The organism is Paenibacillus sp. FSL R5-0701 (assembly GCF_037973995.1).
Lineage (GTDB): Bacteria > Bacillota > Bacilli > Paenibacillales > Paenibacillaceae > Paenibacillus.
On the sequence record NZ_CP150230.1, the window covers coordinates 3165043 to 3183689 of the forward strand.

The window sequence follows — 18647 nt, forward strand, 5'->3', positions numbered from 1 at the left end:
ATACAAAGGAGAATCCTATGACTACATTCAAAATGTACAGATCCACGGGTGAAGAAAATTTATTTGTATCTCTCTCCCGAGAACAATTAAAGCCTCTGGATGCTGATAAGGAGACAACGACCATCCATCTGGATGATCAGCTAACGTATCAGGAGATGGACGGATTTGGTGCTTCTTTTACCGATTCATCTGCCTATTTGATCAACCAAATCTTGAGTGAGGAGCAACGGGATGAGGTCATGACCCGACTGTTCCATCCGGAGAAAGGGATCGGGCTGTCAGTCATCCGTAATCCGATGGGCGCTTCGGACTATGCGAGAACGGTATACAGTTATAACGATATGCCAGAACAGCAGACAGACCCGGAATTAACCCAATTCAGCATTGCACATGATGAAGGGGACGTTATTCCTTTAACGCAAAAGGCGTTGGCATTGAATCCTGAACTGAAGCTGTTTGCTTCACCATGGAGTGCACCGGGATGGATGAAAACGAGCGGATCGATGATTACCGGACAATTAAAGACGGAATGGTATCCCGTTTATGCTGAATATTTCGTGAAATACATTCAAGCGTATGGCAAGCATGGATTACCGATTCATGCCATTACACCACAGAATGAGGCGCTTTATGAACCAGGGCACTATCCTGGTATGTTGATGCCAGCCGAGGCCCAAGCAGATTTTATCAAAAACCATCTTAAACCAGCCTTTGTGCAAAACGATATTCAAACCAAGATTCTCTGTTACGATCACAACTGGGATCAACCGGACTATCCCCTGACAGTAATTGAACAAGCGGGAGAGGAAGTAGATGGTGTAGCCTGGCATTGGTACGGGGGCGATGCTTCTGCTCAAACGAAGGTTTATGAAGCTTTTGCAGGTAAAGAAGTGCATTTCACTGAAGGTTCGGGTGGAGAGTGGATTCCGCCATTTGAGCAAGCCTTCTCAAATGTGATGCGAACGGGAATTCAGATTCTTCGCAATTACAGCAAGTCCTTTGTACTTTGGAATATGGCACTAGATGAGAATAATGGGCCTACGGTTCCTGGTTTTGGTCGCAGTACGTGTCGTGGTATCGTGCAAGTGAATCAGCAAACAAAGGAACTTACGTATACACTTGATTATTATGCTCTGGCTCATTTCAGTGCTGTGATCCGTCCGAAGGCTGTTCGGATCGAAACAACATCCAGTGATGATGGAATTTGCTCTGTGGCTTTTAAAAATGCCGACGGTTCCGTAGGTTTAGTCCTCTTCAATGATGGGGAGGAGACGGGCAACATACAGGTTAAGCTGCGAGACGATGTATTGATGAAGTTCCAGCTGGAAAGCAAAAGTGTCTTGTCCGTATTAATCACAGATTGATAAATTTGATGAGTTATAACCAGGCTTCATCAGAAAAGAAACAAAAAGAAGCGATATCCGGAGTGTACACGGATATCGCTTCTTTTTGGTGAAATTCATCTATTCAGAGTTATATTATACGGGCTGAATAGCGAGATGGGGTGTCCCGCTACTCTCATCAACGAACAGTATATATTGGTTGCCAGCTGTCCCTGTTAAGACCAGACCGGGTTGACCTGCAACACCAGGATTGTAATATCTGAATTGTTGCAAAACGGGGAGGGAGACTGGAAGAGTAGGTTGATTGAGTGCCATTAATTGTGTAGCGGCCTTAACGCTATCTCCAGATTCAATCACTCCGCCTACACCCAAATGGTTGACAATCGAGGAGCTGGCGTTGATTTGAAGGCTGCCTGTTATGGTCTGACTGCCATTGACGTTTAGATCGACACCAACGGTTTGATTACCATTAACTTGATTTCTGATCTATCGACCAGCCAGTATTCCTCAATGTGAGGAAATGATTCAGTTTTGGCGTGAATTGGCGCTGAAGCATGGCCTGAAAGGGATCCATTTTGTGCAGACCATTGGTGGATTCCCTACATTTAATCGTCAGATTTTTGATGCGAGTATGGAATTTGAACCACATTATACGTTTGCACATGGACATATGAATGGAATCTGGATCGAAATGAACATCAAGGGACAGCAGCATATTGCTGTGAATTACGACAAGGTATGGTCCTCCATTCTCGAACGAACACCACACCGTAACGGAGAAATTGTCTATCCAGGAGCTTTTGTCAATTGGGATAATACACCGCGGAGAGGCGTTGACGGACAGAGTACGCTTGGGTCCACCCCAGAGAAGTTTGGGCTGTATCTATCCAGACAGATGGAACGAGCGAGGACGCTGTACAAAAGTGAATACCTTTTTGTTAACGCCTGGAATGAGTGGGCGGAAGGGGCATATCTTGAGCCGGATCAAAACTATGGTTATGCTTATTTGAGAGAACTCAAGAAAGCAACTCAGCATGAATCGAACAGAAACAAGTCTGTAGGAGGGAGTTCCGAATGAGGGAACTCTCTCTGTTTTGAGGTTGTTTACAGACCATGTTTCGTTGTAAGTAACGTTTTTTGTTTGCGGTACTCCGTTGGAGTTAACCCTGTATGTTTTTTGAACTGTCTGGAGAAATAGTACAAATCACTGAAACCGAGATGTTCGGCAATGGCAGTTATTGTGTTCGGGGTGCAGGCCAGCAACTCCTTGGCCTTATCGATTTTTTTGCCAGTAATATAGAGGATCGGAGGAACTCCGATCTGCTGCTTGAAGAATCGAATGAAATAATTTGGATGCATGTAGGCGATCTGAGCCAGATCCTGAACCGAAATATTCTCTTCGATGTTGGAATCAATATAAGCCAGGATGGTAGACAGTTTCTCCATGACAGGAACGTTAATAAAAGAGATCTGATCCAGATCCAGATTCATTAGATAGTGGGATAGTAACTCGGTCAGTTTGCTCTTGGCCATCATATGGGCATAGACTTCATCGGATTTTGCATATGTAAGGATACTGCTGAAGATTGCTTGAATCAACTCAGGTTGATCTATCGTACAGATGTGTGGGAATTTCAGAATTTGGAACAAATTGATTCCCCCAACCTTCGCGCTAAAGTGACACCAATATTTGAGAAAAGGACGGTCGTTAATGGCAGAATAAGACTGTTTGATCCCCTCTGGCATTAAAATAAGCTGATTAGGCGCAGGATAGTACTCCTCATCCCCAATTTTGAGCCAACCTTCACCTTCGCATATGAAATAAAACTTGCTGTAATCAGGCGTGTAATCCAGGTCCCGCCAATCCGTATCGCACCGATTGTAGTTGACCATAAATAATTCGACTTGGAGATTGGACAGGTAGTTCGTAAGCAAAGTTTGGTGATTCATACTTTTCATCTCCATACAAGGTTATTATTGTCCATCTAAAAGTTAGTGTTCTGCATGTCTATCCTTCGGCTGTAGCACTACAATACAGCTACAGACAATAACAGAAGGGATGAGAACATCTCATGGACAAAAACGAATATTTGCAACAGATTGAAGCAACGATTAAGAGCGGTAAATTCAAGGACAATTGGAGTTCGCTTAGCGCCTTTCAAGTTCCCGAATGGTACCCAAAAGCGAAATTCGGTATATTCATTCACTGGGGGCTATACTCTGTACCGGCCTATGATAGCGAATGGTATTCGCGAAATATGTACATACAAGGCACCAAAGCTTATGAACATCACCTTGAGGTGTATGGGCCTCATAAGGACTTTGGATATAAAGACTTCATTCCGATGTTTCGTGCAGAGAAGTTCGATGCAGACGAATGGGCAACGTTATTCAAACAGGCTGGAGCCAGATATGTTATGCCTGTGGCTGAGCACCATGATGGTTTTCAGATGTACAAAAGCTCTATCTCTCACTATAACACATATGAAATGGGCCCCAAACGGGATCTTCTGGGTGAGATGAAGGTTGCATACGAGAAGCAGGGGCTGACCTTATGTGTGTCGTCTCACCGCGCCGAGCACTGGTTCTTCATGTCTCACGGGAAGGCGTTTGATTCAGATATTAAGGAACCCCTGGAGCGTGGGGATTTCTATTGGCCTGCCATGCCTGAACCCAAGGATCACTTCGACTTGTATGACTCACCTCCAACCGAGGAGTATCTGGAGGACTGGTTGATTCGCTGCTGTGAACTGGTCGATCAATATCAGCCAAAGGTCTTCTATTTCGATTGGTGGATTCAAACGGTTGCGTTCAAACCCTATCTTAAAAAATTTGCTGCCTATTATTATAACAAAGGTGAAGAATGGGGTGTGCCTGTAGCTATCAATTATAAACATGAGGCCTATATGTTTGGTACTGCCGTTCCGGATGTGGAGCGGGGACAGTTCGCTGAGCTTAAGCCCTATTTTTGGCAAACGGATACAGCTGTCGCTAAAAACTCATGGTGTTATACGGAAGATAATAACTATAAAACGGCTGAGGAGATCATTCGGGATCTCGTCGATATTGTAAGCAAAAACGGAAATTTACTGCTGAACATTGGTCCCAAAGCAGATGGCAGCATACCGGAAGAAGATCGCGACATTTTGCTGAGCATTGGCAAGTGGCTGGAAGTGAATGGGGAAGCGATCTATGACACGTCATTCTGGCGTACGTTTGGCGAGGGTCCGACAGAGGTGAAGGAGGGGCAATTCACGGATGGGGATACGAAGATATTTACGAGTGAAGATATACGGTTTACGTTAAAAGAAAGCAGTCTGTATGCCACGGTTCTTGCTTATCCAGATAACGGAGTGGTGCAGATTAAATCCCTGAAGGAAAATTCTCACCATTATCAAGGGGTCATTCAAGATATTCAGGTACTTGGCTATGAAGAACAGCCGCAATGGGAGAGAACAGCGGACGCACTGACGATCACAACGACAACTGTGAAAAGTAATGCGCCTATTGTTTTCAAAATTAAATTGGACTAATCAACAAAGATAAATTGAATACTGTAAATATAAAAAGGGCGCATCCAGGAGTATTGTACTCATCGGATAGCGCTCTTTTGGTTGGGCTACTACTCATATAATAATCACGAAATTCTTACTTGCTAATATACTGATACCATCACACCAATGATGTTCGCCCGTAATGGAATGATTGAGACTCACTAAGGAGGATCTGCAAAAAAGATGAAACCAAAGAAACGCATCAGATATGGTTGGAGCGGATTTAAGAAAAAAAAAGCTGAGGACTGTGACCATCCCCAAGAGCAGCAACAAGAACACCATCACGAGCACCATCATAATCACCAGAATAACCATCATCATAAGTGTTTTGACAAAGAAGCCGAATTGCTTCTCAAATTAATTGGTGAGTTGAAGGGCGCAATTGTACAGGTTTTTGCCAATCCCACTCCGCACAATGTTTCACTTCTGATTGAGGTACTGCGTAAATTACTGGCTCTGGTTCATCATTCGGATTTGAAAAAGGGAACCAAGGCAGACCTCGAAGCGGTCTTGGAGCTTACCATTGTATCTGTAGAGGCCGTTCCATTTTCTCCGATCAGTGTGGGAACCAATTTGCAGCAATTGCTGGATGTGCTCCTATCTGTCATTTTACAGGGGAATATCGATTCGTGCGAGAAAGATAAACTGGTCATTTTAATCCGGGCGACCGAATTGGCTATCACAACAGGGCTTAGAAACATAGGGAGTCAAGGTCCGGTAGGACCTGCAGGGCCAGCGGGTCCTCAGGGCGTACCTGGTCCACAAGGCCCGGCTGGCCCTGCAGGTTCTCAGGGTGGTGTAGGTCCAGCAGGTGCTACTGGCGCAACGGGTGCGGCAGGCCCAGCAGGTGGCGCAACAGGAGCCACAGGTGCAACGGGGAGTACAGGAGCTGTTGGGGCAGCGGGCGTTACAGGAGCAACAGGTGATCCTGGCGTAGCAGGAGTCACCGGAGTCACAGGGAATACGGGTGCAGCTGGACTAGCGGGAGTCACCGGGGCAACGGGTGCAGCCGGAATTGCAGGGGTAACCGGGGCTACCGGCGCAACAGGGATTGCGGGAGTTACTGGAAGCACTGGTGTTACAGGAGCTACGGGTTCGGGCGCCATTATACCGTTTGCTTCTGGCGGACCTGCCATATTAACAACGGTTCTTGGTGGACTGGTCGGAACGACAAGCCTTATCGGTTTCGGCAGCTCGGCAACCGGAGTCAGCATTCTGGGTGGCACCATTGATTTAACGGGAACGATTGTTGGACCACTCATTAACTTTGCGTTCTCTGTTCCACGGGATGGCGTTATAACTTCCATTGCTGCCTATTTCAGTACCACAGCAGCCTTGGCCCTGGTTGGTTCCACGGTGACCATCACTGCGCAATTATTCAGTTCACCTACTCCTGATAATGCATTTACTGCGGTTCCGGGGGCGGTCGTTACACTGGCACCTCCACTCACCGGTATTATTGCATTGGGTAGTATCTCCAATGGTATAACAACCGGATTGGCTATACCGGTGACTGCACAGACACGTCTTCTGCTTGTATTCTCCGCCACGGCAACTGGACTTTCTCTTGTGAATACCGTTGTTGGTTATGCAAGTGGCGGCGTGAACATTACATGATGAGATATAAATTTTGATATGAACGACATGGGAGTTCTCATGTCGTTCTTTTTCTTGATTTGAAATTTTGAGCATAAAGTCTTGGTTATATAGAACTTTGAAAAGCTATTATTCATCAAAAACATGCAGAAATACGAAAAATAAGCTGAAATACGTAAGCGACATTAGACACATAAAAGCATTAAATAGACTTATTTTCTATATTTTTCAATAAAGTGCTTGTATATATCGAATAATGATTTTATACTATACCAATAAAATCCAATTAAATTCCTAATCGACTATTATATGTAATTAAAATATTTGACTACTCACTCGAATCACGATCGAAAGTCATATCCACCACTCCTTAGCAAGCGTTCTGCTAACGCTCCAGATTACCCTTCCACATGAATGCTTATAGACATTCACTCACATGGTTTAATCCGATTCTTTCAATCTCCTAAACTTCCAAGTAATAAACATAGACTGATCTGTTATCTCTTCTGACTCATATTGATTCCTAACCAGACCTGTAAAGGAGGTGAGGCTTTATGTGAAATCCAGGGTATCTATTTCGTCCGCAATAAAGGTTATTTTACCGTTTTATTCTGCAGAGAAGGGCATATGTACCAGACTAAATCAAAAAACCGGGTAAAAGGAGTGGAAAAGTTTGATAAAGATTAATCGGTTACGCAAGCCCATCTCCATGGGGCTCTCGCTTCTCCTTGCATTTTCGATCATTCATCCGGTTTCAGCTGAAAACTCCACATCATCCAAATTGGATATGAAATCTGGACTTGCTAAAGTTACGGAGTCCAAAGTAAACGCCAAGTTGACCAAAGAATTTGATGGTAGTGAATATGTTACCTATCTGGTGAAAATGAAGGAACAGGTGGATACAGCAGCAGTCTCCAAACAGGCCCTGGAAAAGGCGACTATCGCCAAACAAACGGCTTCAGCAACGAAGCTGTCCGTCCGGAATTCGGTCGTCAGCTCTCTGCGGGAAACGGCCTCACGTACACAATATCCATTGGAAACTTATCTGGAAAAGGAAGTTGACCTGGGCAAGGTCAAAGAATATAAAAGCTATTTTATTGTCAATTCACTGGCAGTAACGAGTACCAAAGAAGTCATGGAACAGATTGCGCTGCTGCCTGAGGTGGAGAAGATTCTACCGAATGAGACACGATACTTACAGAAAGCCGAAGTGAGTAAAGAACCGGCGAATGCGGTATCAGGCAAAGATGCTGTCCAAACGCCAGCTAAAGACTCTTCAGTCGGAGTCAAAGACAAAGAGCCTGCTGCAAAAGACAAGCTTGCGACAGAAAACGTGGAATGGAACCTGGATTACATCAATGCGCCAGCCGTGTGGGATCGGGGCATCGATGGAACAGGGATTGTTGTTGCCAATCTGGACAGTGGTGTAGATTATACCCATCCGGCGCTTCGCAGCAAATGGCGGGGACTGGATGCTTCAGGCAATATCGTTGATCCCGAACTGAGCTGGTATGATCCGCACAGTAATGCTTCCCTCCCTGCGGACGGAGACGGGCATGGTACGCACACGATGGGTACGATGGTTGGCTCTGAAGCAGATGGCACCAACCAGATCGGGGTTGCTCCCGGTGCGAAGTGGATTGGTGTGCGGATATTCAATCCGGAGACAACAGATGCCATCATTCTGGATGGCGGACAGTGGTTGATCGCTCCGGTTGATGCGGAAGGCAATCTGCATCCTGAACTTGCACCGGATGTCGTCAACAACTCATGGGGCGGCGGCCCGGGACTTGATGAATGGTTCCGACCTATGGTTCAAGCCTGGCGTGATGCGCAGATTTTTCCCGAATTCTCTGCGGGAAATGTAACACTGACGAATCCGGGTGGTCCCGGCTCCGTTGCGAACCCGGCCAATTATCCCGAAAGCTTCGCAACGGGAGCCACAGATATCAATGGTAATCTGGGTTCCTTCTCCCTGCTGGGCCCATCCCCGTATGATGAGATCAAACCGGAAGTATCTGCCCCTGGGGTGAATATCCGTTCATCAGTTCCGGGCGGAGTATATGAGGGAGGCTGGAACGGAACATCCATGGCAGGCCCGCATACAACTGCACTTGCTGCACTGCTGCTTCAGGCCAATCATTCCCTTACGGTGGATCAGCTGGAGCAGATCATTACAGATACAGCCACGCCGAGAACGGATAGTCAGTATCCGACCTCTCCTAATAACGGCTACGGTCACGGCATTATTAATGCCCTTGATGCTGTGGGTTCTGTACTCGAAGGGATCGGCACAGTATCCGGCAGAGTGGTTACAGCCGGAGATGATCTGGAAGAGCCAGTACTGGCACATACCCCTGTTAATTCAGCCTTTACAGGCATTGATATACCATTAACCGCTCATGTGACAGATAACGTCGCAGTAGTCTCCGTCGAGGCTTTTGCCAAAACGACAGGTACCAACCAGTACGTTTATCTACCGATGAACCGGATTGCTGGGGATAACAAAGATGGGACATATACAGCGACAATCCCTGCTTTTCTCATTGAGCCACAAGGTGTAGAGTATTATATCCGCGTAAATGATTACGGCAACAACGGATTCGAAAGTCAGGTATATAAAGTGGCTGTGTCCAATGGTGTTCAGCCAGGGTACCTTCAGGATTTTGAAGAAGATCAGCTGGGCTTCACGACTGGCGGAACCGGAAGTACTTGGGTATGGGGAGCACCAACCAGTGGTCCTGGAAGTGCATACTCCGGTGACAAGGTGATTGCAACCAATCTGCAAGGAACTTATGTGGCGAATAGCAATGCATATCTGCTTGCGCCGCCAATTGATCTCACCGAGAGTCCGGAAGGGGCATTGTTATCCTTCAAGCACTGGTATGACTTGGAGAATAACATCGACTTCGGCAAGGTATACATCGCTTCCGAGGATAGCGATTATGTGTTCGAAGAGCTGTTAACCTTCACGGGTACAGGTGGCAATTGGAAGACACAATATGTGGATCTTCGCGAATACGCGGGACAGCAGGTGTTCATCAAGTTCAATCTGACGAGCGATAATTCATTGCAAAAAGCTGGCTGGTACATTGATGATTTCGCTGTAGAAGAGCTGGATGAGATTGCTCCAGGCGCACCTGCCGGATTGTCTGCGACGGCCGATATTCTTGGTAATGTAGCCTTGAGCTGGACGGGTCCGAGTGATGAGGATCTCGAATCCTATATCGTATATCGCTCCACAACCGCAGGTTCAGGTTATGAATCCATTGGAACTGCAACAGGAACAACGTTTACAGATACGGCTACGGTGACAGATTCGACGTATTATTATACCGTTTCCGCACTTGATTATAGTGGCAATGAAAGCGACAAATCGAATGAGGTCTCCATTACAGTAGAGGTGCCTCAGGATATCTACATCGATCATTTCGATGGCAGTGATGATAATGGCTGGACTCATTCAGGAACCAAAGATGAGTGGGAACGCGGTATTCCGGTAACGGGTCCTGCCAGCGCGGTTTCTCCACCGAATGTCTGGGCGACCGATCTCGACAATACGTACGAGAGTGGTTCCAACTATTCACTCGTATCTCCGGTCATTGATTTGACGGATGTATCCGAAGGAACACTTACGTTTAATCATTGGTACGAGATTGAGAGTGGATACGACTACGGATATGTGGAAGTCACCAAGGATGGTGGGACCACATGGTCAGAATTGGGCAAATTCTCTCATACTACAAACGGTAAACAATGGACACCCGTATTTTATGATCTGGATGCACTTACCGGTAATGAAGTTCAATTCCGGTTCCGCCTGACCTCAGACAACAGTGTTGTGAAGACAGGCTGGTTCATTGATGATTTCCGTGTACTGGGAGTTGCTGCGGAGACGGTAACGGAGGACAGTGCGGTTGTGCTTAACAATGACAAACCAAAACCGTCCTATGATAATCCATGGTACAAAATTTCGCGGACAGACAAAGCGGAATTTAACAAAACGAAACAGCAACAACCGGAAGTTGAAAAACCAGAAACAGGTTCGGTTAATCCACAAAGCCTGCCTGCAAGTGCAACGGTTACCGTACTGGAAACCGGACGTTCGGTGAAGACAGATCCAGCTACAGGCAAGTATAATTTCACACACGTAGCAGGTGATTACACGTTAAAAGCTGAAGCATATGGATATTATCCTCAAACTCAGCAGGTAACGATCACGGATGGCAATGGTGCCAAAGCCAACTTTAATCTGGAGGAAATCCCTCATGGGCAGATTGAAGGTGTAGTAACCGATGAGCGGACAGGCCAACCATTGGCTGATGCTTCCGTCCTCGTGGTGGAAGATGCCAATATAGGTGAAGTTCGCACAGGTTCAGATGGCAGCTTCAATATTCAGGTATTGGAAGGAAGTTATACCCTGTCCATCCGGGCTGCGGATTATTACAGTAAAACCGTAACTGTAACTGTACCTGGTAATGGGACAGCAGAGGCAAATGTTGCCTTGAAACCATTCATCGGTTTCCCAGGGGAAATTGCTTATGATGATGGATCAGCAGAGAACGCACGAGCTTTTAACGCTGCGGATAACGCTTGGGCAGTTCGAATGACACCAGAGCTGGAGACCGCTCAACTGACAGGTGCATCGTTCCGATTCTGGAACACAGAGTGGCCTGTGCCTGGAGGTACAACGTTCCAATATGCCGTATATGATGCATCGGGTGCGGGTGGAGCTCCAGGACGACAGCTGGCTGGACCATTCGACGGTACTGCACTTCGTAACGATCAATGGACAACCGTTGAATTCCCAGAACCGGTCATTGTAACGGGTGACTTCTATATCGTGTATGTACAAAGCGTAGCCGGAACAAGTGCTCCGGGACTCGCTACCGATGAGAATGGTACGAATGCTGGTCGAAGCTGGCAGCGTGTAAGCGGAGCATGGAGTACTTCACCGGTAGAAGAAGGCAATTACATGATTCGTGCAGTCGTGAGATATCCGGTAAATGCACCTGTGCTCACAGTACCTGCAAACACGTATACGAATCAATCGACCTTTACTGTGTCGGGAACGTCTCCGGCATCTGGAGCTCAGATCAAGATCTACAACGGCAAGGATCAGGCTGGCACCACAACAGTGGCAAATGGGAAGTTCTCATACGGTGTGAAGCTCCGTTCTGGCATTAATGCGATTACTGCGGAGGCAGTGGTAGACGGTAAAACAACGGACCGTTCACTCCCCATAGTCATTATTCTGGATCAGACCAAACCAGAGTTAACGATTCTCACGCCAGCTCAAGGGGATCGCATCAATGCAGAAGTGGTTCACGTAACGGGTAATGTCGTGGAACAATTCCTCGATAAGGTAACCGTTAACGGACAAACCGTACAAGTGGGTAAAGACAGAAGCTTCAGTCACCGTGTATTGGTCAATGAAGGCGAGAACACAATTACCATTACAGCAACCGATATCGCTGGTAACAAAACAACTGTAACCCGCACCGTCTATGTGGAAACGGCGTTGCCAGAACTTACGAATATTACTCCGGCTGAGGATGTTCGAATCACATCAGGGGAGAGTGTTACCGTTTCATTTGACAGTAAACCTGGTCTGCAAGCATCTTTCCGTATTCAGTTACCTTTGAATCTGAATGACCAAGGCGCAGGAGAGATTCCATTGCTGGAGACTGAACCTGGTCGTTACACGGGTACGTACACAACACCTTCATCCCTTGTTCTGGATGGTGGAGTCATTGTGATTCGTGCTCAGGATGCAGCAGGCAACAAAGTAGAAGCGGAAGCAGCTGGACGATTGTTCGTCAGCGCAGCACAAGAACAATCCGTTCCAGAACCAGATTCGAGCCCTGAAGAGAATGGAACGGAAGTGAGTCCACCGTCCGCTGAGGGTCTGCAACCTTAATTATGCAAAGTATGACTTGGACGATAACTGCATTTTGACCGTGTAAGCAAGAAGCCGATAAGCCGAGGTATCAGGGCTTGTCGGCTTTTTGTTGTATCTCGATTCACATTTGACGCCTAATTTATCTACGCCAAATAAATTTATTAATAAACTTTTGGAAATGAAGCATCCATGGGGTGCTTTTTCTTTTGTTCTCACATGAAAGCAGGTGAGTTGTCTCCTTTCTTCACATTAATGATATAACATGATATATTAGGATGTAGAACATGAGAAGTATGGGTATTTATGGAGGTGCTTGTATTGGGGAAAGATTCGGCATCCAAGCCGATGTATGAACAGATCTTTGAATCCTTGCGCGAACGGATACAGCTTCATCAATATCAAGTGGGTGAGCGTGTTCCTTCGGAGAAGGAATTATGTGATGAATTCGGAGTGAGCCGGATTACAACTAAAAAAGCGCTTGAGATGCTGGCGAGTGAACAATTAATTGTTCGTCAGCCGGGACGGGGTTCTTTTGTAGCCGACACAGCAGATGTGTTACAGGAAAGATCTAACAGACCTGCTCCGCGTTCTGCGATCAAAGATCCAGAGAAGAAGCTGCTCATTGGTCTGGTCATTACTAATTTCAGCGATATGTATGGTACAGAACTGTTATATGGGATGGAAGAAGCTTCGCGAGAGCATGATTGTTTTCTCGTACTTAGACGTTCCTTCGGGATTCCCGAACAGGAGGAACAGAGCATTCAGGAACTGCTGGAACTGGGTGTGGATGGATTGATTATTTTCCCGGCACAGGGTGAATATTTCAGCGATGAGATTCTTAAACTGGTCGTTAATAAATTCCCGTTTGTCCTGATTGACCGGTACTTGAAAGGCATCCCGGCTTCATCTGTCAGTACGGATAATGTAGGCGCGGCGCGAGAAGGGACGAATTATCTGTTCGATCTCGGTCACCGACACATCGCTTTTCTGACGCAGCCTCCGGCGAACACTACACCGATCGAAGAACGAATTGAAGGCATTATTGAGGCTCACAATGATCAAGGAGTTCTGGTGAACAGGGAACTGTGGTTAGAATCTTTTCTTTCGACACTGCCAAGTGTGTTTGATCCTCAAGTCGAGGTCCGTGATGTGGAGACACTGGTGGAACATTTACAGAAATACCCTCAGATTACTGCACTCTTTGCTGCGGAGTATCATATTGCTTTACTTGCAGAACAGGCAGCGGATCGGCTTGGTCTGAGAATCCCGGAAGATATGTCCATCATTTGCTTTGACAGTCCAAACGCTGCCGAAGGAAGCCGAGTAACCCATATGAGACAAAGCCAGTTTGATATGGGAAAACAGGCATTTGAGATGGTGCTTCAAAGTATGCAAAATAACGAAATGACAGTGAACAGAGTTGTTTTGCCTGCCCAATTGGTGAAGGGTAAGTCAACGAGTATGGTGAAACAAAAGGGTTAATTATAGCAACTTAATATTCATTGTGTTCAATCAGGGGCTTCGTGTAAACGAGGCCTCTTTTTGGTGTGGATAAAATGGGGAGAACTGCTTTGAATGGTATGTTATTTGATGCCGTTAAATTAAAATAACATGCTAATATACAAATAAATATATTGACATAACATTATATTCGTTTTAGGATGATGAAAGCGGTTAACAAACTGGATTACATAAGGAGGACAACATGCTGACACCCAGAGATGATCAAGAAATTTCCCCCTCGATATACGACATGATTGATCGGGTTAACAAACGTATGCCGGAATATCCGGAACTTAACCAAATGTTCAAAAATTGTTTTACCAATACGATGGCAACCACGATTCAGCGCAAAGAAGATGGAACAACTTTTGTGATTACGGGAGATATTCCTGCCATGTGGTTACGTGATTCTGCTGCTCAGGTCAGACCTTATCTGGTTCTCGCTTCAGAGGATGAAGATATTGCCGACATGATCGCTGGACTGGTTGAACGTCAACTGAATTATATTCTCCTGGACCCTTATGCAAACGCTTTTAATGAGACGGAGAGTGGAAAAGGACATCAGCAAGACCTGACGCAGATGAATGATTGGATCTGGGAACGGAAGTATGAGATTGACTCTCTGGCTTACCCGATCCAACTCAGTTACCTCTTGTGGAAGAACACGGGCAGAACAACTCAATTCAACGATACGTTCCGCAAAGCAGCCAAGGTCATCATGCAGTTATGGCAAGTGGAACAGCATCATGAGACGAAATCACCCTACACGTTCCAACGTCTGGATGCTCCTGAAACCGATACGCTCACCCGAGAGGGACGAGGTACTGAAACGGTATACACAGGCATGACTTGGTCGGGATTCCGTCCCAGCGACGATCGCTGTGAATATGGATATCTGATTCCATCCAATATGTTCGCCGTGGTGGCGCTTCGATATCTACAGGAAATTGCTGAAGCGGTGTTCGAGGATGAAACGCTGGCAGCGACTGCTCAGCAGTTGGAGGAACAGATCAACATAGGTATTCAGGATTATGGCACCGTTGAACATCCGGAATATGGAACCATATATGCATACGAAACGGATGGGAAAGGCAATTACAATCTGATGGATGATGCCAATGTGCCGAGCCTGCTGTCTTTACCTTATCTCGGATATGTGGAGGAGAACGACGAGGTGTATCAGAATACACGCCGTTTCATTCTATCCTCGCACAACCCGTATTTTTATGAGGGAACAGCAGCAGCGGGAATTGGTAGTCCGCATACACCGGAAGGGTACATCTGGCATATCGCTTTATCGATGCAGGGGCTGACTACGGAGGATCGCAATGAAAAACTACGATTGCTTCAGCTCATCCATAAGACGGATGCGGATACCGGACTGACCCATGAAGGTTTTTCGGCCAACAATCCACATGAATATACACGTCCATGGTTTTCATGGTCCAACATGCTCTTTAGTGAACTGATGATGGATTATTGCGGATTCCGCGTACAGAAATAGGATAGGAAAGCAAGAGATAACCTGCGAGTACATCATAACGTTCGGAGTTCATTGAATTCCGACAAGAGGAGAGCGAATCATGAGAAAAATATCATTGAAAATGCCGGTAGCAGCAGTTATGACATCCTTGCTCATTCTTACTACAGCCTGTTCGGGTGGAAGTTCAAGTACAGGCACAACCAGTGATGGCAAGAAGGAAGTAACCGTATCATTCCGTTCTTCAGGATCTGAAGATACACTTACGAAATTCTTCCAATCAGGCTTGGTGGATCAATTCGAGAAAGAAAATCCGGATATCAAAATCAATATCGCGCCTGTACTGGCAAGTGAGGGTGATTATACGTCCAAAATGGTTCTGCAGATGAAATCCCCGGATACGGCGCCTGATGTCATTGCCGAAGATACATCCATCATCAAATCCGATGCTGCTGCGGGATATCTGGAGCCGCTGGATACACAGGTTCAGGGATGGTCTGATTGGGAAGATCACATCATCGACAACCTGAAGGCAGGGGTTACCGGAGAAGACGGCAAAGTGTACGGCGTTCCGGCTACTTCGGATACACGCGGAATCTGGTACAACAAGGAACTGTTTCAACAGGCGGGACTTGAAGTTCCGTTCAAACCTGCAAGCTGGGCAGAAGTACTCGAAGCAGCACGTACCATCAAGCAAAAGCTGCCGGGTGTGACGCCACTTAATATGATCGTGGGCAAAGCAAACGGGGAAGGTGTCACCATGCAAACACTGGAAATGCTGCTCTATGGTACGGCGGACACGCTGTATAACGACACGAGCAAGAAATGGGTCGTGAACAGCCCGGGGCTGCTGGATTCCTTCAAATTCATAGATCAAGTGTTTAACACGGATAAAACTGGTCCGACCATGCAGGTTGCCCTGAATGGACAAGCTGGCAGTATTGCATTCCAGCAACAGTTCCCGCAAGACAAACTGGCGATGGCTGTAGATGGTAGCTGGGCAGGTTCGACATGGGCCGAGAACGGTGCTGCTCCAATCGCCAACGTTGAAGAGAAGATAGGCTTTGCACCATTCCCAACACAAAATGGGGAAGAACCTGGAGCAACTACGATGTCTGGAGGATGGGCTTGGTCTGTTCCTGCACAGGCGAAGAACAAGGAAGAAGCATGGAAATTTATCGAGTTCCTGATGAATAAGGAAAATGCGACTGCACGCGTAGTAGCGGAAGGTAGCCTCAGCCCACGTAATGATTCTACGGAAGTTGAAGGTTATACGGATCGTCCATATACCAAAGAAGCACAGGAACTCTTGAATGTGGCCCACTTCCGTCCAGCGAACGATCAATATGCAGCGGTATCCGCACAATTGCAAAGCATTGTTGAGAGTATTGCCTCTGGCAAGCTGACGCCGGAAGAGGGAATTACACAATTGAAGGACAACGTATCCCGTTCCCTGGGCGCTGAAAGCATCGAAGAGAAATAAGGATATCGATATATTCGGAGGGGGAGGCACAAATCTCCCCTTTTTCCGGTTCGAATGGAGAGTGACTTATGAAAAGGAAAGCACCAGGTTCATTTCTGTTTCTCATGCCTTCCGTACTGTTATTACTTGTGTTTTTCATTGTTCCCATCATTCTGACGATCTGTTTTGCCTTTACGAATATGGCTCTTACCGGGGCGGCAGCCAAGAGTTTGGAGTTTGTTGGATTCCAGAATTTCATTAATATGTTCCATGATCCGGACTTCCGGATTAGTGTCTGGCGCACGCTGGTTTTTCTCATCTTCTCCGCAGTGATTGGTCAGGTGTTGCTTGGGTTCATACTGGCCCTTCTAATGAAGGAGAAAAATGTGACGTTCCGCCGGGTCATCGGGATCATCGTCATTGCCGGTTGGGTGACACCCGAGATTGTCGTGGCCTTCTGTATGGTGGCCTTTTTCAGTGACAATGGTTCATTGAATCAGATCCTCGGCTGGTTTGGAGCGAATCCAGTCTCCTGGTTGTTCAGTTTCCCTATGGTGAGTGTCATTATCGCGAATATCTGGCACGGCACAGCCTTTTCAATGATGGTCTATCAGTCGGCACTGGATGATATCCCGAAGGAAGTTGAAGAAGCTGCGATTATTGACAGTGCCACCGGGTTCCAGATTGTCAGACACATTACGATTCCAATGGTAAAAGGGTCCATCGTGACCAACATGATGTTGGTTACCCTACAGACACTGGGTGTATTTACGCTGATCTATACGATGACGGGTGGTGGCCCGGGTACTTCGACACAAACCTTGCCGATCTTCATGTACAACCAGGCTTTTGTGAACTATCAATTTGGATACGGCACAGCCATATCTCTGGTTCTGTTGTTCATCGGTATTATCGCCAGCCTGTTCTACATGCGATCCATGAAAGTGAAAGTGTAACCATGAAGGAGGTTCGATCCCAATGGTCAAACATGGGCTTCAACGTAAAATCCAGTACGGGATTCTAGTCTTTCTAGGGCTCTGTTTTTTATTGCCGCTGCTCTGGATCATTCTGGCTTCATTCGACCCAAACGCGCAACAGGGCATCAAAATGCCCAGTACCTGGACCATTCAAAATTTCAAGGATGTGCTCGGGGATTCGAGCAATCTTCGTTCATTCGGTGTAGGCCTTATTCTGTCGGGAGGGCAAGCGATATTGGTTGTTCTGGTATCAGTTCTTGCTGCTTATCCTTTATCCCGTTATGAAATGAGATTCAAAAAAAGCTTTCTGTTATCGATTCTGTTCATGACAGCTCTTCCGATTACTGCCGTGATGGTTCCGGTATTTCAAATGTTTCTGTTCTTCAAAATGCAAAATAGCATCATTGCCACGATGCTGTTCCTGACCGCATCCTCACTTCCTTACGGTATCTGGATGATGAAAAACTTCATGGATTCGGTGCCGATTGATCTGGAAGAATCGGCATGGATCGACGGTGCATCCGTGTGGAACGGATTGAGACGAATTGTGGCGCCATTGATGTTGCCTGGTATTGCAACGATAGCGATATTTACCTTTTCGGGAAGTTGGGGCAACTTCTTCGTGCCATACATCCTGCTCCAGACACCGGAGAAACTTCCGGCATCAGTCACGATTTATCAATTCTTTGGCAGTCACGGTATGGTTGAATACGGCAGATTGGCTGCATTCTCACTACTTTATACAATGCCTTCGGTTGTGTTATATATCTTCTCCCAGCGGTACATGTCAAAGGGCTTCAGCATGGGCGGGGCAACCAAAGGTTAACGAC

Annotated in this window: 12 protein-coding genes; 10 read left to right on the forward strand and 2 right to left on the reverse strand. The window is 46.5% G+C overall.

The features are described from left to right. The first annotated feature begins 17 nt into the window (after window positions 1-17). On the forward strand, window positions 18-1364 hold the full coding sequence (locus MKZ13_RS14065; RefSeq protein WP_339184806.1) for a glycoside hydrolase family 30 beta sandwich domain-containing protein: 1347 nt from the start codon (window positions 18-20) through the stop codon (window positions 1362-1364). A 114-nt stretch (window positions 1365-1478) separates the two neighbouring features. Here MKZ13_RS14065 and MKZ13_RS14070 read toward each other — a convergent pair whose 3' ends face one another. After that, window positions 1479-1700 (reverse strand): hypothetical protein, encoded by a 222-nt coding sequence (locus MKZ13_RS14070; RefSeq protein ID WP_339184808.1) that lies wholly within the window; start codon window positions 1698-1700, stop codon window positions 1479-1481. A gap of 163 nt (window positions 1701-1863) precedes the next feature. Here MKZ13_RS14070 and MKZ13_RS14075 point away from each other — a divergent pair, with 163 nt between their 5' ends. Beyond that, the gene (locus tag MKZ13_RS14075; protein WP_339184810.1) at window positions 1864-2421 is read left to right on the forward strand and encodes a glycoside hydrolase family 99-like domain-containing protein; all 558 of its coding nucleotides are present in this window, start codon (window positions 1864-1866) and stop codon (window positions 2419-2421) included. Between the two features lie 26 nt (window positions 2422-2447). Here the strand turns inward: MKZ13_RS14075 and MKZ13_RS14080 are convergent, their stop codons facing one another. Further along, window positions 2448-3293, reverse strand: a complete 846-nt coding sequence (locus MKZ13_RS14080; protein ID WP_339184812.1) for an AraC family transcriptional regulator — start codon at window positions 3291-3293, stop codon at window positions 2448-2450. A 122-nt stretch (window positions 3294-3415) separates the two neighbouring features. Between MKZ13_RS14080 and MKZ13_RS14085 the strand changes: the two genes are divergently transcribed. The 8 genes from MKZ13_RS14085 to MKZ13_RS14120 all read left to right on the forward strand — a co-directional run bounded on the left by MKZ13_RS14085 (window position 3416) and on the right by MKZ13_RS14120 (window position 18643). Next, the gene (locus MKZ13_RS14085; protein WP_339184814.1) at window positions 3416-4876 is read left to right on the forward strand and encodes an alpha-L-fucosidase; all 1461 of its coding nucleotides are present in this window, start codon (window positions 3416-3418) and stop codon (window positions 4874-4876) included. Window positions 4877-5080: 204 nt separating this feature from the next. Next, window positions 5081-6514 (forward strand): exosporium glycoprotein BclB-related protein, encoded by a 1434-nt coding sequence (locus MKZ13_RS14090; protein ID WP_339184816.1) that lies wholly within the window; start codon window positions 5081-5083, stop codon window positions 6512-6514. A 652-nt stretch (window positions 6515-7166) separates the two neighbouring features. Further along, window positions 7167-12413 carry a S8 family serine peptidase gene (locus MKZ13_RS14095; RefSeq protein ID WP_339184818.1) on the forward strand — a complete coding sequence of 1749 codons (5247 nt, stop codon included), beginning with the start codon at window positions 7167-7169 and terminating at the stop codon, window positions 12411-12413. A 291-nt stretch (window positions 12414-12704) separates the two neighbouring features. Further along, window positions 12705-13877: a GntR family transcriptional regulator gene (locus MKZ13_RS14100; protein WP_339185395.1), complete on the forward strand. Its 1173-nt coding sequence runs from the start codon at window positions 12705-12707 to the stop codon at window positions 13875-13877. A 223-nt stretch (window positions 13878-14100) separates the two neighbouring features. After that, entirely contained in the window at window positions 14101-15402 is a 1302-nt protein-coding gene (locus tag MKZ13_RS14105) for a glycoside hydrolase family 125 protein (protein WP_339184820.1), read from the forward strand. Between the two features lie 79 nt (window positions 15403-15481). Further along, the gene (locus MKZ13_RS14110) at window positions 15482-16861 is read left to right on the forward strand and encodes an extracellular solute-binding protein (RefSeq protein WP_339184822.1); all 1380 of its coding nucleotides are present in this window, start codon (window positions 15482-15484) and stop codon (window positions 16859-16861) included. 68 nt (window positions 16862-16929) lie between these two features. Then, window positions 16930-17796 (forward strand): sugar ABC transporter permease, encoded by an 867-nt coding sequence (locus MKZ13_RS14115; protein ID WP_036608294.1) that lies wholly within the window; start codon window positions 16930-16932, stop codon window positions 17794-17796. A gap of 22 nt (window positions 17797-17818) precedes the next feature. Next, a complete protein-coding gene (locus tag MKZ13_RS14120; protein WP_076211825.1) occupies window positions 17819-18643 on the forward strand; it encodes a carbohydrate ABC transporter permease in 825 nt (274 codons plus the stop codon). The last annotated feature ends 4 nt before the right edge of the window (window positions 18644-18647 follow it).

What these genes read in the sequence shown, in the direction of transcription:
- MKZ13_RS14085 (WP_339184814.1), top strand. Translation starts at nt 3,416, where the DNA reads ATGGACAAAAACGAATATTTGCAACAGATTGAAGCAACGATTAAGAGC.
- MKZ13_RS14080 (WP_339184812.1), bottom strand. Translation starts at nt 3,293, where the DNA reads ATGAATCACCAAACTTTGCTTACGAACTACCTGTCCAATCTCCAAGTC.
- MKZ13_RS14115 (WP_036608294.1), top strand. Translation starts at nt 16,930, where the DNA reads ATGAAAAGGAAAGCACCAGGTTCATTTCTGTTTCTCATGCCTTCCGTA.
- MKZ13_RS14110 (WP_339184822.1), top strand. Translation starts at nt 15,482, where the DNA reads ATGAGAAAAATATCATTGAAAATGCCGGTAGCAGCAGTTATGACATCC.
- MKZ13_RS14090 (WP_339184816.1), top strand. Translation starts at nt 5,081, where the DNA reads ATGAAACCAAAGAAACGCATCAGATATGGTTGGAGCGGATTTAAGAAA.
- MKZ13_RS14075 (WP_339184810.1), top strand. Translation starts at nt 1,864, where the DNA reads ATGATTCAGTTTTGGCGTGAATTGGCGCTGAAGCATGGCCTGAAAGGG.
- MKZ13_RS14105 (WP_339184820.1), top strand. Translation starts at nt 14,101, where the DNA reads ATGCTGACACCCAGAGATGATCAAGAAATTTCCCCCTCGATATACGAC.
- MKZ13_RS14065 (WP_339184806.1), top strand. Translation starts at nt 18, where the DNA reads ATGACTACATTCAAAATGTACAGATCCACGGGTGAAGAAAATTTATTT.
- MKZ13_RS14120 (WP_076211825.1), top strand. Translation starts at nt 17,819, where the DNA reads ATGGTCAAACATGGGCTTCAACGTAAAATCCAGTACGGGATTCTAGTC.